This window comes from Streptomyces spongiae (genome assembly GCF_009377185.1).
Taxonomy (GTDB): Bacteria; Actinomycetota; Actinomycetes; order Streptomycetales; family Streptomycetaceae; genus Streptomyces; species Streptomyces spongiae.
Genome location: NZ_VJZC01000133.1, coordinates 1 through 20,198 on the forward strand (window position 1 = coordinate 1; position 20,198 = coordinate 20,198).

Annotated in this window: 16 protein-coding genes; 13 read left to right on the plus strand and 3 right to left on the minus strand. The window is 72.0% G+C overall.

Annotation, left to right across the window (positions count from 1 at the left end; translation table 11 throughout):
* Positions 1–248: 248 nt before the first annotated feature.
* The 6 genes from FNH08_RS19870 to FNH08_RS19895 all read left to right on the plus strand — a co-directional run bounded on the left by FNH08_RS19870 (position 249) and on the right by FNH08_RS19895 (position 7,665).
* Positions 249–2,855: a glycoside hydrolase family 2 TIM barrel-domain containing protein gene (locus FNH08_RS19870; protein WP_322724888.1), complete on the plus strand. Its 2,607-nt coding sequence runs from the start codon at positions 249–251 to the stop codon at positions 2,853–2,855.
* Positions 2,856–3,035: 180 nt separating this feature from the next.
* Positions 3,036–3,539 (plus strand): serine/threonine-protein kinase, encoded by a 504-nt coding sequence (locus FNH08_RS19875; RefSeq protein ID WP_194238541.1) that lies wholly within the window; start codon positions 3,036–3,038, stop codon positions 3,537–3,539.
* Positions 3,540–3,575: 36 nt separating this feature from the next.
* Positions 3,576–4,106 (plus strand): protein kinase family protein, encoded by a 531-nt coding sequence (locus tag FNH08_RS19880; protein ID WP_152772841.1) that lies wholly within the window; start codon positions 3,576–3,578, stop codon positions 4,104–4,106.
* Between the two features lie 445 nt (positions 4,107–4,551).
* Positions 4,552–5,307, plus strand: a complete 756-nt coding sequence (locus FNH08_RS19885; RefSeq protein ID WP_228034236.1) for an outer membrane protein assembly factor BamB family protein — start codon at positions 4,552–4,554, stop codon at positions 5,305–5,307.
* 3 nt (positions 5,308–5,310) lie between these two features.
* Positions 5,311–6,831, plus strand: a complete 1,521-nt coding sequence (gene miaB / locus FNH08_RS19890; protein ID WP_152772843.1) for a tRNA (N6-isopentenyl adenosine(37)-C2)-methylthiotransferase MiaB — start codon at positions 5,311–5,313, stop codon at positions 6,829–6,831.
* Positions 6,832–6,903: 72 nt separating this feature from the next.
* Complete coding sequence (locus tag FNH08_RS19895; protein WP_152772844.1) at positions 6,904–7,665, plus strand: class III extradiol dioxygenase subunit B-like domain-containing protein; 762 nt, start codon at positions 6,904–6,906, stop codon at positions 7,663–7,665.
* A 73-nt stretch (positions 7,666–7,738) separates the two neighbouring features.
* Here the strand turns inward: FNH08_RS19895 and FNH08_RS19900 are convergent, their stop codons facing one another.
* On the minus strand, positions 7,739–8,011 hold the full coding sequence (locus FNH08_RS19900) for an antitoxin (RefSeq protein ID WP_152772845.1): 273 nt from the start codon (positions 8,009–8,011) through the stop codon (positions 7,739–7,741).
* A gap of 24 nt (positions 8,012–8,035) precedes the next feature.
* Entirely contained in the window at positions 8,036–8,323 is a 288-nt protein-coding gene (locus FNH08_RS19905) for a hypothetical protein (protein ID WP_152772846.1), read from the minus strand.
* A gap of 208 nt (positions 8,324–8,531) precedes the next feature.
* On the opposite strand from FNH08_RS19905, the gene miaA reads away from it, so the two are divergent.
* The 6 genes from miaA (at position 8,532) to hflX (ending at position 16,999) form a co-directional block, all read left to right on the plus strand.
* Positions 8,532–9,470, plus strand: coding sequence for a tRNA (adenosine(37)-N6)-dimethylallyltransferase MiaA (gene miaA / locus FNH08_RS19910; RefSeq protein ID WP_322724891.1), 939 nt, complete (start codon positions 8,532–8,534; stop codon positions 9,468–9,470).
* A 108-nt stretch (positions 9,471–9,578) separates the two neighbouring features.
* Entirely contained in the window at positions 9,579–10,106 is a 528-nt protein-coding gene (locus tag FNH08_RS19915; protein WP_152772851.1) for a hypothetical protein, read from the plus strand.
* A gap of 133 nt (positions 10,107–10,239) precedes the next feature.
* The gene (gene dapF, locus FNH08_RS19920; protein WP_152772847.1) at positions 10,240–11,109 is read left to right on the plus strand and encodes a diaminopimelate epimerase; all 870 of its coding nucleotides are present in this window, start codon (positions 10,240–10,242) and stop codon (positions 11,107–11,109) included.
* Positions 11,110–11,407: 298 nt separating this feature from the next.
* Positions 11,408–13,693 (plus strand): RelA/SpoT family protein, encoded by a 2,286-nt coding sequence (locus tag FNH08_RS19925; protein ID WP_152772848.1) that lies wholly within the window; start codon positions 11,408–11,410, stop codon positions 13,691–13,693.
* A gap of 85 nt (positions 13,694–13,778) precedes the next feature.
* Complete coding sequence (locus FNH08_RS19930; protein WP_152772849.1) at positions 13,779–15,248, plus strand: M1 family metallopeptidase; 1,470 nt, start codon at positions 13,779–13,781, stop codon at positions 15,246–15,248.
* 254 nt (positions 15,249–15,502) lie between these two features.
* Positions 15,503–16,999, plus strand: coding sequence for a GTPase HflX (gene hflX, locus FNH08_RS19935; RefSeq protein WP_152772850.1), 1,497 nt, complete (start codon positions 15,503–15,505; stop codon positions 16,997–16,999).
* A 156-nt stretch (positions 17,000–17,155) separates the two neighbouring features.
* Here the strand turns inward: hflX and FNH08_RS19940 are convergent, their stop codons facing one another.
* The gene (locus FNH08_RS19940; protein ID WP_194238543.1) at positions 17,156–18,382 is read right to left on the minus strand and encodes a trypsin-like serine peptidase; all 1,227 of its coding nucleotides are present in this window, start codon (positions 18,380–18,382) and stop codon (positions 17,156–17,158) included.
* A gap of 403 nt (positions 18,383–18,785) precedes the next feature.
* On the opposite strand from FNH08_RS19940, the gene FNH08_RS19945 reads away from it, so the two are divergent.
* Positions 18,786–20,186 (plus strand): diaminobutyrate--2-oxoglutarate transaminase family protein, encoded by a 1,401-nt coding sequence (locus FNH08_RS19945; protein WP_322724893.1) that lies wholly within the window; start codon positions 18,786–18,788, stop codon positions 20,184–20,186.
* The last annotated feature ends 12 nt before the right edge of the window (positions 20,187–20,198 follow it).

Consider the following 20,198-nt stretch of genomic DNA (forward strand, 5'->3'; position numbering starts at 1 on the left):
CTCCCGTACCCGTCGCATCAGACAGGGGCGCACGCCCCTTCGGCACCTTGACGTCACCTTCCGGTCCGTCTACTCCTGTCATGGCTATGCCAGTTCAGCATTCCGTTTCATGTTCGGTATATCGAATCCTTTCTCACTCTCCTGAGAGGGCGGAAGACATGGCGATGCGGGAGCAGAGACACGACGGCGACACGGCGGAGCCCGCCGTGGGCGACTTACCGGAGCGATCGCAGGGAACCCCGGCAGGCGTGACGCGACGTCATGCGCTGCAACTCGGGGCGGTGGGTGTCGGTTCGCTGGCGCTCGACGTCGACCGTGCGGTCGCCGCGGACCGTGCCGAGCCGCTGACCGCGGACGCGCAGCCCCGGGAGCGGTCGTTCGACGAGGGATGGCGCTTCCACCGCGGCGACGCGCCCGGCGCCCAGGACCCGGCGTTCGACGACGGCTCGTGGCGGCCGCTCGACCTTCCCCACGACTGGAGCATCGAGGACCTGCCCTACGCCCCCGCTCCCGACGGGGCGGCCACCAGCGACCCGTCCCTGCTCGTTCCCAAGGAACCGCCGACCGAGCCCGCGCCGCCGCCGGTGATCGGCCCGTTCGACCCGAAGAACAGCGAGGGCGGCGGCTCGACCGGATACACCGTCGGCGGGATCGGCTGGTACCGCAAGCACTTCACGCTGCCCGACCCGGCCGGCGACGACCGCCACCACGAGATCCGGTTCGACGGCGTCCACCAGAACGCGGACGTCTGGCTCAACGGCGTGCACCTCGGCTTCCACCCCTACGGCTACACGTCGTTCGCGTACGACCTGACCCCGCACCTCAAGCCCACGGGGACCAACGTCCTCGCGGTCCGCGTCGACAACACCGGCCGCAACAGCCGCTGGTACTCCGGCTCGGGCATCTACCGGCACACCTGGCTGACGGCGACCGGCCCGGTGCGGATCCCGCTGTGGGGCGTCCACGTGAGCACCCCCGAGGTGGGCGAGCGCCGGGCGGTCGCGCGCGTGGATGTGTCCCTCGCCAACCTCGGTGAGCGTCCCTCGTCGGCGTCCGTGCGCGTGAGCGTGCGCGACCCGCGCGGGCGCGTCGTGGCGACGGCACACGACCCCGCCCGGGACCTCGCGCCGGACGCGACGGCCACCGCACGGCTCGACCTCTCCCTCAAACAGCCGGCGCTGTGGTCCCCCGACTCGCCGAACCTCTACTCCGCGCGCACGGAGGTGCTGGTCGGCGGCAGGGTCGTGGACACCCTCACCACCACCTTCGGGATCCGCACGCTGGTGTGGAACGGCCAGGTGGGATTCCTGCTCAACGGTGAGCCGGTCGAGATCATGGGCGGCAACGTCCACCACGACCACGGCCCGCTGGGCGCCGTCGCGCTCGACCGCTCCGAGGAGCGCCGGGTCGAGATCCTCAAGGAGGCCGGCTTCAACTCGATCCGTACCGCCCACAACCCGCCGACCCCCGCGCTGCTCGACGCCTGCGACCGGCTGGGCATGCTGGTGATGGACGAGATCTTCGACGTCTGGGACACCGGCAAGAACCCCGACGACTACTCGGTGCACTTCGCCCAGTGGTGGGAGCGGGACCTGAGGGGCACGGTGCTCCGGGACCGCAACCACCCCAGCGTGGTGATGTGGTCGCTCGGCAACGAGATCACCGACAACACCGGCGGCCGCCGGGGAGCCGAGATGGCCCAGGCCCTCCGCTCCCTCGACCGGACCCGGCCGATCACCCTCGGCGGCGGCTCGACCCACTCGGCGAACGACCCGTCCTGGACCTACGTCGGCGTCGGCGACGTGCACTACAACGCCAACGGCAAGACCTACGGCCAGATGCACGAGGCCAACCCCGACAAGGCGATGACGCACAACGAGACGTTCCCGGCGACGATCCACCAGGACATCACGTTCGCCGCCCAGCACACCTGGGCCACCGGGACCTGGGTCTGGGCCGCCTGGGACTACCTCGGTGAATCCGGCATCGGCAAGACGGCGATACCGCCCGTAGGAACGGCTCAGACCATCGGGGACCAGAGCGTCATGCCGGGCTGGTCGATCTCCCGCGAGCTGCACCACACCTGGGGCGGCTTCGGCTACCCGTACCCGTACTTCCAGGCGAACTGCGGGGACTTCGACCTCATCGGGCAGCGCAAGCCGCAGAACCACTGGCGGGCCGCGGTGACCGGCCGCAGCCCCGTGGAGTTGCTGGTGGAGCGCCCGACACCGCCGGGCACCGAGCAGGTGGCGCTCTGGTGGGGCTACTACGACGAGCTGGCGAGCTGGACCTGGGACGTGGAGCCGGGCAAGCCGATGACCGTGCACGTCTACACACCGGGCGACAGCGCGCGGCTGCTGCTCAACGGCAAGGCGGTCCCGGGCGGCGAAGCGAGGGCTCCCGAACGGTCCATGGCCACCTTCACCGTGCCGTACGAACCCGGCGAGCTCACGGCCGTCGCCACCCGGAACGGCGAGGAGATCGGCCGGAAGACCCTCAGGACGGTGGGAGCCCCGGCCGCACTTCGGCTCGTCCCCGACGTCAAGGACCTCACCACCGGCCGCGACGACCTCGCGCACGTGCTCGTCGAGGTGGTCGACAGCCGCGGCCGGCTGGTGCCCGACGCGACGGTCGAGGTGACGTTCGAGGTACGGGGCGCGGGGGAGCTCGCCGGCGTCGGCAACGGCAACCCCCACAACGTCGACAGCTTCCGGCAGCCGCGCCGCCACACCTGGCACGGGAAGGCGCTCGCCATCCTGCGACCGGCGAAGAGACCGGGCCGTCTCACGCTCACCGCGAGGGCCTCCGGGCTGCGGTCGGCGAGCGTCACCCTGCCGGTCGGGCGTCCGGGCTGACAGCGGGGCCCGGGCACGGCCTCCGTGCCCGGGCCAGGGGTACTCGGGTGTTCTGGGCCGTGCGGCGCACCGCGGCCGGATGCGTCCCTCGAGCGGTTCCGGTTCCCGGGAACCTCTGGCGCCGTACAGGCGTCGCATGGACCATCGGCGCGCTGGGGCATGCAGGCAGGGGGGAGGCCGATGGGCCGGTTCGAGTTCGGGGAGTACCGGACGCTCGCGCTGCTCGGGGCGGGTGGCATGGGCCGTGCGTATCTGGCCCGTTCGGGATCGGGGCGGCTCGTCGTGGTCAAGGTGATGCACGCGCACCTCGCCACCGACCCGCTGTTCCGGGAGCGGCTGCGGCGTGAGGTGCGGGCGGCACGCGCCGTGCCCGGCCCGTTCACGGCGGCCGTGCTCGACTCGGGAACGCGGGCCCCGCAGCCCTGGCTGGCCGTCGAGTACTGCGCGGGCCCCACCCTGTCGGAGGCCGTGGCCGGGTGCGGGCCCCTGGCATCCGGCGACCTCGCCTCGCTCGGTGCCGCCCTCGCCGAGGCGCTCACCGCGATCCACACGGCGGGCCTGGCACACCGCGACCTGAAGCCGGCGAACGTCCTGGTCACCGCCCAGGGACCGCGCGTCATCGACTTCGGTATCGCCAAGGTGCTCGTGACGCACCTGCCTCGGGACCGTCGGACGAGGCTCTGACGGGGAGCGGGGAGATGATCGGCACCCCCCGGGTACATGTCCCCGGAGCAGATCCTCGACGGCCCGGCGGTGACCGCGGCGACGGACATCTTCGCGCTGGGCGCGGTGCTCGCGTTCGCCGCGACGGGCCGGAACGCCTTCGCCGCGGCCTCCGTGCCCGCGCTGCTCTACCGGATCGTCCACGAAGAGCCCGAACTCGACGACGTACCCGTGGAACTGGGCTTGAAGGACCTGATCGACGCCTGCCTCGACAAGCCCCCGGCAACCGCCCCGATGCCGCCGCGGTACTCCACCGCGTTGTCACACCCGCCCCGTCGGCCTGGTGGCGTGACGAACCACTGCGTTCCCTGGTGGCCGACGCCGAGCCGGCGCCGCACCCCGGCCCGGAGCCGATGCCGGCTCCCACCGTCTCGCTGCCGAGCCCAGCCCCCTCCCGGCGGGGCGAGTTGCCCCGCCGCGCCGCCCTGGCGGCCGGCGGCGCCGCACTCGTCGGCCTGTTCGGCTACGCGGTGGCGCAGGGCGGCGGCGCCGACGACCAGGACGACGATCCGGACGCCTGGAAGGTGACCGCGGGAACGGCCGCCCCCCGGCGCGATCCGCTGGCGGCTGAGCGCCGGCGCCGGCCGCGTGGACGCCCTGCTCGCCACGCCGGCCGGGCTCGTCCTGCACGGGCTCGAAGGAACAGTCACCAGTACCGGTTCGACCCAGCTGCGTACCGCGTCGGCGGGCCGTCGGCGCTGGGCGTCCGAGACCTCCGCGGACGTCCCGGACGACTGGGGCGTCACGGACGACGGGCTGCTCCTCGCGGGCGGCATCCGCCTCACCCCCACCGCCACCAGCACGGGCAAGACCCTCCCCGGGGCGGCGACACCGCAGCCCACCCAGCGGTGGTACGCGCTCGCCGGCACCGCCATGGTCGTCAGTGACACGGATGTGCTGCGCGCCGTCTCGCTCACCTCCGGCCGAACTGTGGCGCCGCGAACAGCGCACCGAGTGGCGCCTTCCCGCCGTCGTGGGCGACGCACTGCTGCTCACCGACGAGTTCGCCCGTCCGACCTGCGTGGACGCGAGGGGCGGCAAAGAGCTGTGGGTCTACGAGGAGTTGGGCGAGGGCGACACGGTGGCGGCCGTGGGCGCACTGCCGCCGGACCGGTTCGCACTGCTCACCGAGACGGGCGCGCTGCATGTCGTCGACGCCCGCAGCGGAGACCGGACGGTCGCCCGCGCTCTGAGAACCGACATCGCGCGCGGGGCCACGGCTCTCGCCCGCACCGGCACCGCCGGCCTCCTCCTGACCGGCTCCACCCTGCACGGCTTCGGGCTCGACGACGCACGCCTGATCTGGAGCACGCCCGCGCTCGGCCTCGATGCCTGCTGGACCCGGCGCCCCGGTGGCGTCCACGTTCCCGTCGTCGCGGGCGGACTGCTGCTGCACTGGAAGGACGGCGTCACCCTCACCGCTCTCGATCCGCGCACGGGCCGGTCCCGCGGCCGGGCACAGCAGTTCGAGGGCACCGGCCCCGCCCAGTGCCCACCCGCCGTCGCACCGGACGGCGCCACGGTGTACGCGGCGGCGGGCCGCGCTTGCGCGGCACTGCGCATTGACCGCGAAGGGCCTGACCGAAACACGCACCCGCACAGCTCCCGCCCCCCGTCACCGCCCTCACGGCCGACACCCTCGGCTGGTACGCCTGCGCGGGCCGCAAGACCGTGCTGGCGGTCAACGGATGACCCGACAGGGGCCCCGTTCACGACCGCCTACTCTTGACACATGAGCAGCAGCAGCGACCGGAGCCCGGCAGTGGACGTCAAGACCTACGAAGTGCGCACCTACGGGTGCCAGATGAACGTCCACGATTCCGAGCGGTTGTCCGGGCTGCTCGAGAACGCCGGCTACGTGCGCGCGCCCGAGGGCGCCGACGGCGACGCGGACGTCGTCGTCTTCAACACGTGCGCCGTCCGCGAGAACGCCGACAACAGGCTGTACGGGAACCTCGGCCGCCTCGCCCCGAAGAAGGCGAGCCGCCCCGGCATGCAGATCGCGGTCGGCGGCTGCCTGGCGCAGAAGGACCGCGACACCATCGTGAAGAAGGCGCCCTGGGTGGACGTCGTCTTCGGCACGCACAACATCGGCAAGCTGCCCGTCCTGCTGGAGCGCGCCCGCGTCCAGGAGGAGGCCCAGGTCGAGATCGCCGAGTCGCTGGAGGCGTTCCCGTCGACGCTGCCGACCCGCCGTGAGAGCGCGTACGCGGCCTGGGTGTCCATCTCCGTCGGCTGCAACAACACGTGCACCTTCTGCATCGTCCCCGCCCTGCGCGGCAAGGAGAAGGACCGCCGGACCGGTGACATCCTCGCCGAGATCGAGGCCCTGGTCGGCGAGGGCGTCTCCGAGATCACACTGCTCGGGCAGAACGTCAACGCGTACGGCAGCGACATCGGCGACCGCGAGGCCTTCAGCAAGCTGCTGCGGGCCTGCGGCGGGATCGACGGCCTGGAGCGCGTCCGCTTCACCTCCCCCCACCCCCGCGACTTCACCGACGACGTGATCGCCGCCATGGCCGAGACGCCGAACGTGATGCCGCAGCTGCACATGCCGCTCCAGTCCGGCTCGGACCCGGTCCTCAAGGCGATGCGCCGCTCCTACCGCCAGGAGCGCTACCTGGGGATCATCGAGAAGGTGCGGGCCGCCATCCCGCACGCGGCGATCACCACCGACATCATCGTGGGCTTCCCCGGCGAGACCGAGGAGGACTTCGAGCAGACGCTGCACGTGGTGCGCGAGGCGCGGTTCGCCCAGGCGTTCACCTTCCAGTACTCCAAGCGCCCCGGCACCCCCGCCGCCACCATGGAGAACCAGATCCCCAAGGAGGTCGTCCAGGCGCGCTACGAGCGTCTCGTCGCCCTCCAGGAGGAGATCTCCTGGGAGGAGAACAAGAAGCAGGTCGGCCGCACCCTGGAGCTGATGGTCGCCGAGGGCGAGGGCCGCAAGGACGGCGCCACCCACCGCCTCTCCGGCCGCGCCCCCGACAACCGGCTGGTCCACTTCACCAAGCCCGACGAGGAGGTCCGGCCCGGAGACGTCGTCACGGTCGAGATCACGTACGCGGCGCCGCACCACCTCCTCGCCGAGGGCGCCGCCCTGGGCGTGCGCCGCACACGCGCGGGCGACGCCTGGGAGAAGCGCAACGTCGAGAAGGCGGCGAAGCCGGCCGGCGTCATGCTGGGCCTGCCGAAGATCGGCGCCCCGGCCCCGCTGCCGGTGGCCACGGGGAGCGGCTGCGGCTGCGACTGAGGGCCTGCGCTTCGGGCGGGTGCGTCGGGCGGGTGCTTCGGGCGGGAAGGCGCCGGGGTTACCCTGCCGGTCATGCTTGTCGCCGCCGCCGTCTGCCCCTGTCCGCCGCTGCTCGTGCCCGAGGTCGCCGCGGGGGCCGCGCCCGAGATGGACGCCGCCCGGGCCGCGTGCACGGATGCGCTCGGGGTGCTCGCCGCGGCCCGCCCCGACCGGCTGGTGGTCGTCGGCCCGGCCGGCGGGACCGGACGCGGACCGCACCCCGAGGGAACGCCGGGCTCGTTCCGCGGCTTCGGCGTGGACGTCGAGGTACGGCTGGGCCGGGGTGAGCGGGGAGCGTCGTCCACGGGCCAGGAGCTTCCGCCCTCCCTCGCCGTGGCCGCCTGGCTGCTGGCGCGCACGGACTGGACCGACGCGCCCGTGGAGGGCCTCGGCGTGGGCGAGTCGCTGGAGACCGAGCGGTGCGTCGAGGCGGGACGGGAGATCGCGGCGCCGGACCAGGCGCCGGACCAGCGGGTGGCCCTGCTGGTCATGGGCGACGCCAGCGCGTGCCGCACCCTCAAGGCACCCGGCTACCTCGACGAGCGCGCCGCCGGCTTCGACGCCGAGGCCGCCCGTGCGCTCGGCTCGGCGGACGTCCCGGCCCTCAAGGCCCTGGACTGCGACCTGGCCCGCGAACTGAAGGTCTCCGGCCGCGCCCCCTGGCAGGTCCTCGCCGGCGCGGCCGAGCACACGGACCTGGACGGCTCAGTCCTGGACGGCTCGCTCCTGGACGGCTCACTCCTGTACGACGAGGCACCGTACGGGGTGGGCTATCTGGTGGCGGCCTGGTCGTAGCCGACGCTCCGCACCCCACGGCGGACGGCCGGGAGCTGTGGGGCTCCGCGGCCGTCCGCCGTGTGGGTGTCGCTCAGGAGGCCGGAGGCGGTGGCGACGCGTCCGGCGGGGGTGTGGCGCCGCTGCCGTCCTTGTGCGCGAGGCGGTCCATGGCGCCCTTCGCCTTGTCCGTGCCCGAGTGGATCCGGTCGCTGTACTTGCCCTTGGTCCTCTTGTCGACCGCGTTCGCGGCCTTGTCGAGACCGCGTTCGACCTGGTCGACCCGTCCCTCGTGCTTCTGTGCGAAGTGCGAGACCTTCTCCTTGGCCGGGGCGAGTTTGGACTTCACGTTATCCAGGAGACCCATGGTTCACCTTTCCGCAGGGGACCGTTACGTGCGGGCGCCCTCGCCGGCCTCGTTGTCCGCGGCCTTCTCGGCGGTCTGCTGCTGGGGGATATCGACGTCGTCACCCGCGCCGGACTCCTCCGACGCGGCCTTCTCCGCCGTGGCCTCGCCCACCTCGGTCCCGGTCTCGGACTCCGTGGGCTCCTTCGACCCCTTCGCTTCGTCCGCCCCCTCCACCTCGGACTCGGCCGTCGGTGTGCCGGCCTGTGCCTCGGCGGTTGACGCCTCCTCCGTAGCCTTCGACCTCCGGAAAAGTCGTGCAAAAACGCCCATATCGACTCCAACGTTACTCGTGCGGACGAAATCCCGCGTCGCCCGGTGCGTCCGATTGCGTCGCCCGGGTCACCGGTACTCGAAACCGGCGGTCCGAACCTCGCAACAGGCAACGAACCCGCTCCCGTGGCGTCACGTAACTCGTTCGAGAGCGGGCCCCGGCGTTTACTCGTTCGAGAGGGGCCCCGACGTTTGCGAAACTGGGTCGGTGAGTACCGCACCCCCCGCCCCCCGTGTCATCGCCGTCGTCGGACCCACCGCCGCGGGAAAGTCCGATCTCGGCGTCTTCCTCGCCCAGCGCCTCGGCGGAGAGATCGTCAACGCCGACTCGATGCAGCTGTACCGGGGGATGGACATCGGCACCGCCAAGCTGACGTCCGAGGAGCGCTCGGGCGTCCCCCACCACCTCCTGGACATCTGGGACGTGACGATCACGGCGAGCGTCGCCGAGTACCAGCGGCTCGCCCGCGCGCGCATCGACGCCCTGCTCGCCGAGGGCCGCTGGCCCATCCTGGTGGGCGGCTCCGGGCTGTACGTCCGCGGCGCCGTCGACAACCTGGAGTTCCCCGGCACCGACCCAGAGGTCCGCGCCCGCCTGGAGGAGGAACTCACCCTGCGCGGTTCCGGCGCCCTGCACACCCGCCTGTCCGCCGCCGACCCCGAGGCGGCCCACGCGATCCTGCCCAGCAACGGCCGCCGCATCGTCCGCGCCCTGGAGGTCATCGAGATCACCGGCAGGCCGTTCACCGCCAACCTCCCGGGTCACGACTCCTTCTACGACACGGTCCAGATCGGCGTCGACGTCTCCCGCCCCGAACTCGACGAGCGCATCACCCGCCGGGTCGACCGCATGTGGGACGCCGGACTCGTCGACGAGGTGCGCGCGCTGGAGGCGCAGGGGCTGCGCGAGGGGCGTACGGCGTCGCGCGCGCTCGGCTACCAGCAGGTACTCGCGGCGCTCTCCGGTGAGTGCACCGAGGACGAAGCGCGCGCCGAGACCGTACGTGCCACCAAACGCTTCGCGCGCCGCCAGGATTCATGGTTCAGGCGCGACCCCCGTGTGCATTGGCTCAAGGGGGGCGTCGCCGATCACGCGGAACTTCCGGAGCTCGCCCTCTCGTTCGTCGAACGACCGGTCACAGCCTGATCACGTCATGGCATCGGGACGCACCGGCCGCCATCCGGGCCTCCGGGGGCGTGCCATCATCGAGCTTCGATCGACCAAGTGGAGTCCTAGTTGGGAGGGCGCGTGGCGATGGAGGCCGGCCCTCGCAACACCGCACAAGGCGCGGAGTACGAGACCGCGGAGAACGGGGAGCAGCAGGCCCTGGAGGCGTACCGCTTGAGCCCGGACGGGGATTCCCTGAACTCGGACGGCCCGGACGAGCAGCCGCCGGACGGCGTGACCGACGACGGACCGGAACCGGACGAGATGTCTCCCGGACCCGAGGTCGAGGTCGAGCTCAGGCCCCAGCGCCGGCTGCGGATCTGGCAGCTCGCCCCCATCGTCGCCCTGGCCGCGCTGGGCTCCCTGATGTTCGCCTTCCCGCTCGCCTTCGAGTTCGGCGACGGCGGCGCCGTGGTCGCCATGCTCGGTCTGCTGATCTGCTCGTGCGCGGCCGGCTGGGGCATGATGGCCGCCCGCCGCGTCGGCTCCACCTGGCCCGGACTGCCACAGCGCGGATCGGGACGCCGCCCGGACTGGCGGGTGGTCCTGGGGTACGCGGTGATCGTCCTCGCGGTGGTGGCCCTGGCGGTCTGGCGCGTAGCCCGACTGCGCTGACCGCGCCCCGTAGGTCGCGCCCCCGTAAGGGGCGCGGGGAACTGCGCGACCAGCCACAACGAACCCGCACTGACCCACCGCCCCGCACTCTCCCATGGGCTTCCCCAGCGGAGCGCTCCCGTACGATCGAGGCATGCGCACGCGGATCGCCTTCCTCAAGGGCCACGGGACCGAGAACGACTTCGTGATCATCCCGGACCCGGACAACACCATCGCCCTGCCCCCGGCCGCCGTGGCCGCCCTGTGCGACCGGCGCGCGGGCCTGGGCGGGGACGGCCTCCTGCACGTCGTGCGGTCCGCCGCCCACCCCGAGGCGAAGGCGATGGCGGCCGAGGCGGAGTGGTTCATGGACTACCGCAACGGCGACGGCTCGATCGCCGAGATGTGCGGCAACGGCGTACGGGTCTTCGCCCGCTACCTCCAGCGCGCCGGACACGTGACCGAGGGGGACCTCGCGGTCGCCACGCGTGGAGGCGTGAAGACCGTGCACATCGACAAGGACGGAGACGTCACGGTCGGCATGGGCAGGGCGAGCCTCCCCGAGGCCGACGTCACCGTGAGTGTCGGGGAGCGCAGCTGGCCCGCGCGCAACGTGAACATGGGCAACCCGCACGCCGTGGCCTTCGTCGACGACCTCGCACACGCCGGCGACCTGTACGCCCCGCCGCCGTTCCGCCCGGCCTCCGCCTACCCCGACGGGGTCAACGTCGAGTTCGTCGTCGACCGCGGCCCGGCCCACGTCGCGATGCGCGTGCACGAGCGCGGCGCCGGCGAGACCCGCTCGTGCGGTACGGGCGCGTGCGCCGTCGCCGTGGCGGCCGCTCGCCGTGACGGTGCCGACCCGGCCGTGACGGGGACTCCGGTGACGTACACCGTTGACGTCCCCGGCGGAACGCTCGTCATCACCGAACGCCCGGACGGCGAGGTCGAGATGACGGGCCCCGCGGTGATCGTCGCCGAGGGCGAGATCGACGCCGACTGGCTGGAAATCGCCGCGAGTTGACGTGCGGTCAGGCTGAGTATCGCAGCGTCCGTGGCTCCCGCGGCTGCGATGCCATGCCTTTCGTGCTGCTCAGAGGTTCGATTCCATGGCCAACTGCCCTATGGGTGGCCGGAAACCGTAAACCTCTGAACGGTCGCTCGAATGGGTGATCCGTTTCACGCTCGGCGGGAGGCGGTCAGTCGCGGGTGGTGGGCTCGATAGCATCAAGCACCGGCACGGACGGGGGAACCACGCCATACCCTGAGCCGCCGCAAGCCAACGGGTATCCGTCCGCCGGTCAACGCAGCCGGAGGTGCCCATGAGTGCGGAGGCCACGAACCCTCTCACGCCCGCCCCTGTGACGCCCCCTTCCCCACACCCGGGTTCGCACGAGCGGGGCAGCACGCACGAGCAGGCGGTGCCGCCGGCGAGCCGCAGGAAGGGCCGCCCCCGCATCGACCTGCGCCGCCTCGGCCGCGCCGCGCTGCTCGGCCCCGCGACCCGCGACCGGCGGCCCGACGCCATCAGCCACATGGTCGAGGCCCACCGCGCCCACCACCCGGACGCCGACCTCGAACCCCTGCGCCGGGCCTATGTGTTGGCCGAGTCCTCGCACCGCGGCCAGATGCGCAAGAGCGGCGAGCCCTACATCACGCACCCGCTCGCCGTGACCCTGATCCTCGCCGAACTCGGCGCCGAGACCACGACCTTGACGGCGTCCCTGCTCCACGACACCGTCGAGGACACCGATGTGACGCTCGATCAGGTCGGCAAGGAGTTCGGCGCGGAGGTCCGCTACCTCGTGGACGGCGTCACGAAGCTGGAGAAGGTCGACTACGGGGCCGCCGCCGAACCCGAGACCTTCCGCAAGATGCTCGTCGCCACCGGCAACGACGTCCGCGTGATGTCGATCAAACTCGCCGACCGGCTGCACAACATGCGCACCCTGGGCGTGATGCGCCCCGAGAAACAGGAGCGCATCGCCAAGGTGACCAAGGACGTGCTGATCCCGCTGGCCGAACGGCTCGGCGTCCAGGCGCTCAAGACCGAACTGGAGGACCTGGTCTTCGCGATCCTCCACCCCGAGGAGTACCAGCACACCCGCGAGCTGATCGTCGACAACGCGGCGCACGGCGGCGACCCCCTCGCCGAGATCGCCGACGAGGTGCGCGGAGTGCTGCGCGAGGCCGGTATCCAGGCCGAAGTCGTCATCCGCCCACGGCACTTCGTCTCCGTGCACCGCGTCTCGCGCAAGCGCGGGCCCCTGCGCCGCGCCGACTTCGGGCGCCTCCTCGTCCTCGTCAACGAGGACGCCGACTGCTACGCGGTCCTCGGTGAGCTGCACACCTGCCTCACGCCCGTCGTCTCGGAGTTCAAGGACTTCATCGCCGTACCGAAGTTCAACCTCTACCAGTCGCTGCACACGGCTGTCGCGCGCGTGGACGGCGAGGTCGCCGAAGTCCTCATCCGCACGCACCAGATGCACAAGGTCGCCGAGGCCGGCGTCATCGCGCTCGGCAACCCCTACGCCTCTCCTCCGGAGGAGCAGGGGGAGCAGGGGGGCGGCGAGCAGACCGTCGCCGAGCGGGCCGGCGGTGACGGCGAGCGTGCCGACCCCACGCGCCCCGGCTGGCTGTCCCGGCTCCTCGACTGGCAGGAAGCGGCCCCGGACACCGACATCTTCTGGTCCACCCTGCGCGAGGACCTCGCGCAGGACCGCGAGATCACCGTCTTCCGGCCCGACGGGGGCACGTTGGGGCTCCCCGAGGGCGCGAGTTGTGTGGACGCCGCGTACGCCCAGTACGGCGAGGACGCGCACGCCTGCATCGGCGCCCGCGTCAACGGCCGTCTGGCGACGCTGAGTACGGTCCTGAAGGACGGCGACACGGTCCAGCTCCTCATGGGTCAGGACCCGGCCTCCGAGCCCTCCCGGGAATGGCTGGAGCACGCCCACACCCCCGCGGCGCGCATCGCCATCCAGCGCTGGCTGACGGCCCATCCGTCGCCCGGTGACGAGTCGGACGGCACCGGAGCGTCGGCGCTCGCCGGAGCCGCCTTCAGAATGTCCACCGAGATGTCCACCGAGGACTTCGCCCCCGAGGCGGCCGCCACGCGTCCCGACTCCGACGCCCACACCGCCCGCCCCGCCTCCTCCAGCGTCGCCGTGGACCAGCCCGGCGCGAGCGTACGGCTCGCGGGCTGCTGTACGCCCGTACCGCCCGACGAGGTCACCGGCTTCGCCGTACGCGGGGGAGTGGTCACCGTCCACCGCGTGGAGTGTTCCGGAGCGGAGCGGATGAAGAGCGTGGGGCGTGCGGAGGTCGGTGTGCGCTGGGGCGACACCACCGAGTGCCGGGTCACGCTGGTCGCCGAGTCCTTCCAGCGGCCCCACCTCCTGGCCGACCTCACCGAGGCCATCGCCCTGGAGGGCGTCGCGATCGTCTCCGCCACCGTCGAACCCCCGACCCAGCAGCGCGTCCGCCACACCTACACCCTCCAACTCCCGGACGCCGCCCACCTCCCCGCCCTGATGCGCGCGATGCGGAACGTGGCGGGCGTCTACGACGTGGGCCGCACCCAGCACCAGGCTCCGGCCACGCGGTAACGGCAGCCAAGAGGGGCCCGCCGTTCGGGTGGGCCCGCCGCGCGTCGCCGCCGTGGGGCGGCAGGAGCGCTGGTAGCGGTGGTTCATGCTGCTCACCCCCCGTTCCGGAGCCCGTCGCGTCAGGGCGGCGCTGCTCACCTCCGCCGTCTCCGTCTGCCTGATCGCCGCGGGTGTCCCCTCGCCGGCCGTGCCCCTCGGCGTGGGCGACCGCCTCTTCCCCCACCTCGGCAACCCGGGGTACGACGTCCGGTCGTACGACCTCGCCTTCACCTACTCCGGCACCAACAGCGAACCGCTCACAGCCGTCACCACGATCGACGCCCGGACCACCGCACCCCTGGAGCGCGTCAACCTCGACTTCGCGCACGGGACGGTACGGTCCGTGGAGGTCAACGGCGCACCCGCCGAATTCACCAGCGCGGGTGAGGACCTGGTCCTCACCCCAAGGGCGCGGCTCCGGGAAGGCGGCCCGCTGCGGATCACCGTGCGCCACACCAGCGACCCCATGTACGCCGACGGCAAGGAGGGCGGCTGGGTACGCACCGCGGACGGCCTCGCCATGGCCAACCAGGCCGACGCCGCCCACCTGGTGTTCCCGTGCAACGACCACCCCTCCGACAAGGCCCTGTTCACCATCCGGGTCACCGCGCCCCGGGGCCACACCGCCGTGGCGGGCGGTCTGCCGACGGGCGTGCGCCGCACCCCCAGGGCCACCACGTGGACGTACCGCACCGCGCACCCCATGGCGACCGAGCTCACCCAGGTCTCCATCGGCCGCTCCACGGTCCTGCGCCGCAAGGGCCCGCACGGCCTGCCCGTCCGGGACGTGATCCCCGCGAAAGACCGCGGGACGCTCGGCCCGTGGCTCAGGAAGACCCCCGCCCAGATCCGCTGGATGGAAGGGAAGGTCGGTGCGTACCCCTTCGAGACGTACGGCCTGCTGATCGCCGACGCGCGGACCGGCTTCGAACTGGAGACACAGACCCTCTCCCTCTTCGAGAGAGAGCTCTTCACCCGGTCCGAGTACCCGAAGTGGTACGTCGAGTCGATCATGGTGCACGAGCTGGCCCACCAGTGGTTCGGCAACAGCGTCAGCCCGCGCACCTGGTCCGACCTGTGGCTCAGCGAAGGACACGCCACCTGGTACGAGGCCCTGTACGCGCAGGAGAAGGCGGGCAGGTCCCTGCAGACCCGTATGAAGGCCGCCTACGGCTCCTCCGACCGCTGGCGGGCCGCCGGTGGCCCCCCGGCGGAACCCAAGGCACCCGGGCCCGGCCAGAAGACCAGCATCTTCCGCCCCGTCGTCTACGACGGGTCCGCGCTCTTCCTCTACGCCCTGCGCCAGGAGATCGGCAGCCCCGCCTTCGACCGCCTGGAACGCTCCTGGGTGAGCGTCCACCGCGACGGGGTCGCCGGCACGGACGACTTCCAGGACCTCGCGTCCCGCGTCGCCGGGCGCGATCTGAGCGGGTTCTTCCACGCATGGCTCTACGGGGAGAAGACCCCGCCGATGCCGGGCCACCCGGACTGGACCTCGGAGCCCGCACGGAAATGACCAGGTGAGGAGCTCGGAGGGTATCGGGCCGCGAAACGGGAATAACACGGTGACGCGACGAGTCGTGTCGTGCGACCATCTTCTCCGTCAGCGGCGCGGCCCGGCCCTTCGGGGAGGGCCCCGGGAATCTCCGGGGGTACTCGGACGTTGTCCACAGTGACGGAACGCAGTCGGCGACGACGGCCGACGGCGACGAAGGCCGTCCGTGGCGAAAAACCCTCGCCGCATCCGTTTCCCATCGACGTAAGGATCCAATGACCTCCTCTTCTTCCCCTTCCCAGGCCGCGCAGCGCGCCCTCGCGCAGAACCACACCGAAGGTCTTCGGGCCGATGCCCTGATGGAAGAGGACGTCGCCTGGAGCCACGAGATCGACGGAGAGCGGGACGGCGATCAGTTCGACCGCTCCGACCGTGCGGCCCTGCGCCGCGTCGCGGGCCTCTCCACCGAGCTCGAGGACGTCACCGAGGTCGAGTACCGGCAGCTCCGCCTGGAGCGGGTCGTCCTCGTCGGTGTCTGGACCTCGGGAACGGCGCGGGACGCGGAGAACTCACTGGCCGAGCTGGCCGCCCTCGCGGAGACCGCGGGTGCCCTGGTGCTCGACGGCGTGATCCAGCGCCGCGACAAGCCGGACGCGGCCACGTACATCGGCTCCGGCAAGGCCGACGAGCTGCGGGACGTCGTCCTGGAGACCGGCGCCGACACCGTCATCTGCGACGGTGAGCTCAGCCCCGGCCAGCTCATCCACCTCGAAGACGTCGTCAAGGTCAAGGTCATCGACCGTACGGCCCTGATCCTCGACATCTTCGCCCAGCACGCCAAGTCCCGAGAGGGCAAGGCGCAGGTCGCGCTCGCGCAGATGCAGTACATGCTGCCGAGGCTGCGAGGCTGGGGTCAGTCGCTGTCCCGGCAGATGGGCGGCGGCAAGGGCGGCGGCCTCGCCACCCGTGGTCCCGGTGAGACCAAGATCGAGACGGACCGGCGCCGGATCCGCGAGAAGATGGCGAAGATGCGCCGGGAGATCGCGGAGATGAAGACCGGCCGCGAGATCCAGCGCCAGACGCGCAAGCGCCACAAGGTGCCGTCGGTCGCCATCGCCGGATACACCAACGCGGGCAAGTCCTCACTGCTCAACCGCCTCACGGGTGCGGGTGTCCTCGTGGAGAACGCCCTGTTCGCGACCCTCGACCCGACCGTGCGCCGGGCCGAGACCCCGGGCGGGCGGCTGTACACGCTGGCGGACACCGTCGGCTTTGTGCGCCACCTTCCGCACCACCTGGTCGAGGCGTTCCGCTCCACGATGGAGGAGGTCGGCGACTCCGACCTGATCCTGCACGTCGTGGACGGATCGCACCCGATGCCGGAGGAGCAGCTGGCCGCCGTGCGCGAGGTGATCAGGGACGTCGGCGCCACCGACGTGCCCGAGATCGTCGTGATCAACAAGGCGGACGCGGCCGACCCGCTGACGCTCCAGCGGCTGATGCGGATCGAGAAGCGCGCCATCGCCGTCTCGGCCCGCAGCGGCCAGGGCATCGAGGAACTGCTCGCGCTCATCGACAACGAGCTGCCCCGCCCCTCGGTCGAGATCGAGGCGCTCGTGCCGTACACGCTGGGCAAGCTGATCGCCCGCGCCCACACCGAGGGCGAGGTGATCTCCGAGGAACACACCCCGGAGGGCACCCTGCTCAAGGCGCGGGTCCACGAGGAACTGGCGGCGGAGCTGGCGCCGTACGCGCCGGCGCCGCTGGCCTGACGAGCGGTACGCACAACGGACGAAGGCCCGCCCCCTGAGTGAGGGGGCGGGCCTTCATCGGTGTCACGCACCCGCGCGTACGGCCGACGGCGGACGATATTTCCTCGCCCCCGACCACACGGGCCTCAGCTGCGGCGGTCGGTGACCACCGATCCCTCACTGCCCGGCAAACTCCCGGCTCACCTCGTCATACACACCCTCGGCCACCTCACCCAACCGCGGCCCCGCCAACCACCCCGCACTCACCGGCCCGATCGAGGTGTTGGACACGAGCGCGGGCTTGCCGTCCGAGCCCGTCGCCACCCAGCCACCACCGGACGAACCACCGGTCATCGTGCAGCCGATGCGGTACATCGTCGGGTCGGACTTCTGGAGCGACAGCCGCCCCGGTTCGTCCGCGCACTGGTACATCGTCTCGCCGTCGAACGGCGCGGCCGCCGGATAACCCGTAGCCGTGATGCTCTTCACCTGCGGCACCGCAGGCGCGTCGAAGTCCACCGGAAGCGCCGAACCGACCGTCTCCTCAAGTGACTTGCCGTCGCCACCGTCCTCCGGCGTCACATGGATGACCGCGAAGTCGTACGGCGCGCCGTCACCGCCCGTCTTGCCGCCCTGCGCGATCCACTGGTCCGAGGTCCGCGCCCCGTCGCCCCACCAGACGCCGTACGGAGCGACCTCCTCCTTGGTGGCGGTCGCCAGCTCCGTCGCCGTCATCCCACTGTCGTTGTACGACGGCACGAAGGCGATGTTGCGGAACCAGCCCCCGGACTTGCCGGCGTGCACGCAGTGCCCCGCGGTCCACACGAGGTTCGACTTGCCGGGATTGGCCGGGTCCTCGACGACCGTCGCCGAGCAGACCATCGTGCCCTCGGGCCCGTCGAAGAACACCTTGCCGGCCTCGGGCACGTTGTCGTGGTAGCCCGTCGGCACGGCCCGCGCCTTCACGGCCGCCGGTGTCGGGTCGGTGACGCCCTGGTCACCGGAGAGGTCGTTCTCGTCGACCTCCTTCTCCGGCTCCTGGGCCTCCCGCATCCGGTCCGGGTCCCAGAGGTCCTTGATGATCGGGTTGACGAAGTCCTCGGCCTCGCGCAGCCAGTCGTCCCTGTCCCAGTTCTTCCAGGCGCCGTTCTTCCACTTGTCGATGTCGATCCCGTGCTCTTTGAGCTTGTCCCTGATGTCGTCCGGGATCCTGATCTTTCCGCCGCCGTCCGAGGAGCCCTGGGAGGCGGACGCCTGGGCGTTCGCCCCGTCGTCGCCGGGGCCGCAGGCGGTGACGGTCAGCGCGAGAACCGTGGCGAGACCGACCGCGGCCAACGTGGGGGAGGTTCTGCGGTGCCCACCCCTGACTCGGCGAGCGGCGAGGAACGGGCGTATGGGTCGCATGGCTTGAACTCCCCCTGGGGCGTAGGCAACTCAGTGCCGCCGGAACGTTCGCGTACGTTCGCGTACTTCCTTCTCTTCGTACGCCATCACCCGGCAGCTTGGTGCGGATCCGCCGATGTGCGCCCTCTCGGTACGGAACCGCCGGCGCCGACCGGCCGCGATCGTCGCGGTGTCTCTGAACGGCACCACACACTATGCGGTCGCTGTGGGGGACATCCGACGGGCCCGCAACGGTTCCGTCACGGTGTGGATCTTCGAGGCCCCGAACGCGACGACTCGCACCCACATGGGCCCGATCGGGGCCGCACCCGCTTCCCCACGAAGGCCGCGTCGTTGGTACGTGCGGGGGCCTGCGTTTCCGGAGCCCTCGGCCAACTCGCCTCTGGGGAGCGGAGGAACCGTCGTGGCTGTGACCGAGTCTGAGGGGCGCGCGGCCGAGGGGGCGCGCGCGACGCACGAGGGGATCCTGCGGCGGCAGTCGGCGCGCGAGTCCGCGGCGCGCACCTATGCGCGCGCCCTGCCGATCGTCCCCGTACGGGCCCGCGGACTGACGATCGAGGGCGCCGACGGGCGCCGCTACCTCGACTGCCTCTCCGGAGCGGGAACCCTCGCCCTCGGCCACAACCACCCGGTCGTGCTGGAGGCGATCCGCAAGGTGCTCGACTCCGGAGCCCCGCTGCACGTCCACGACCTGGCCACCCCCGTCAAGGACGCCTTCACCACCGAGCTGTTCCGCACCCTGCCGTCCGGGCTCGCCGATCGCGCGCGCGTGCGGTTCTGCGGGCCGACCGGCACGGACGCGATCGAGACGGCCGTCGCACTGGTGCGTGCCGCGACCGGCCGTACCGGCGTGGTGGCCTTCACCGGCGCCCACCACGGAACGACCATGGGGGCGCTCGAAGCGTCCGGGGGAGCGGCCGACGTACGGGGCATGCGCCTGCCGTACCCCCAGGACTACCGCTGCCCGTTCGGCGTCGGCGGCGAGCGTGGTGCCGAACTCGCCGCCCGTTGGACCGAGTCCGCCCTCGACGACACCGGGTCCGGTGTGCCCCGGCCCGCCGGGATGATCGTCGAACCGGTCCAGGGCGAGGGCGGTGTGATTCCCGCCCCGGACAGCTGGATGCGCCGCATGCGCGAGATCACGGCCGCCCGCTCCGTCCCGCTGATCGCCGACGAGGTCCAGACAGGCGTGGGCCGCACGGGCCGTTTCTGGGCGGTGGAGCACAGTGGCGTCGTGCCGGACGTGATGGTCCTGTCCAAGGCCATCGGCGGCAGCCTCCCGCTGGCCGTCGTGGTCCACCGCGACGACCTCGACGCCTGGCGGCCCGGCGACCACGCGGGCATCTTCCGCGGCAACCAACTCGCCATGGCCGCAGGCACGGCCACCCTCGCGCACGTCCGCGAGAACCGCCTCGCCGAACACGCCGAGACCCTGGGCGCTCGTATGCTCACCCAACTCCGCTCCCTGACGGACCAGTTCGACTGCGTCGGAGACGTACGTGGCCGGGGCCTGATGATCGGCGTCGAACTGGTGGACCCGGAGGGCACACCGGAACGCACCGAGGGCGTCCCCCGCGCCCGGCCCGCCGCGCCCGAACTGGCCTCGGCGGTCCAGCGTGAGTGCCTGCGACGAGGACTGATCGTGGACCTGGGCGGTCGCCACGCCGCCGTCGTACGCCTCCTCCCACCCCTGACCCTCACCGACGAACAGGCCGATGCCGTACTCGACCGCCTCACGGACGCGGTGCGGGCGGTGGCGTCGACCCGCGCAGGCATCGGCACCAACCTCACGAGGACCCCTTGAACGCGACCCCCC

Excerpts from the sequence above, each read along its gene's own strand:
- FNH08_RS19900 (WP_152772845.1), bottom strand. The coding sequence starts at position 8,011 with ATGGGTCTCCTGGATAACGTGAAGTCCAAACTCGCCCCGGCCAAGGAG.
- FNH08_RS19905 (WP_152772846.1), bottom strand. The coding sequence starts at position 8,323 with ATGGGCGTTTTTGCACGACTTTTCCGGAGGTCGAAGGCTACGGAGGAG.
- dapF (WP_152772847.1), top strand. The coding sequence starts at position 10,240 with ATGCGCACGCGGATCGCCTTCCTCAAGGGCCACGGGACCGAGAACGAC.
- hflX (WP_152772850.1), top strand. The coding sequence starts at position 15,503 with ATGACCTCCTCTTCTTCCCCTTCCCAGGCCGCGCAGCGCGCCCTCGCG.
- FNH08_RS19915 (WP_152772851.1), top strand. The coding sequence starts at position 9,579 with ATGGAGGCCGGCCCTCGCAACACCGCACAAGGCGCGGAGTACGAGACC.
- FNH08_RS19925 (WP_152772848.1), top strand. The coding sequence starts at position 11,408 with ATGAGTGCGGAGGCCACGAACCCTCTCACGCCCGCCCCTGTGACGCCC.
- FNH08_RS19880 (WP_152772841.1), top strand. The coding sequence starts at position 3,576 with ATGTCCCCGGAGCAGATCCTCGACGGCCCGGCGGTGACCGCGGCGACG.
- FNH08_RS19895 (WP_152772844.1), top strand. The coding sequence starts at position 6,904 with ATGCTTGTCGCCGCCGCCGTCTGCCCCTGTCCGCCGCTGCTCGTGCCC.
- FNH08_RS19940 (WP_194238543.1), bottom strand. The coding sequence starts at position 18,382 with ATGCGACCCATACGCCCGTTCCTCGCCGCTCGCCGAGTCAGGGGTGGG.
- FNH08_RS19930 (WP_152772849.1), top strand. The coding sequence starts at position 13,779 with ATGCTGCTCACCCCCCGTTCCGGAGCCCGTCGCGTCAGGGCGGCGCTG.
- miaB (WP_152772843.1), top strand. The coding sequence starts at position 5,311 with ATGAGCAGCAGCAGCGACCGGAGCCCGGCAGTGGACGTCAAGACCTAC.
- FNH08_RS19875 (WP_194238541.1), top strand. The coding sequence starts at position 3,036 with ATGGGCCGGTTCGAGTTCGGGGAGTACCGGACGCTCGCGCTGCTCGGG.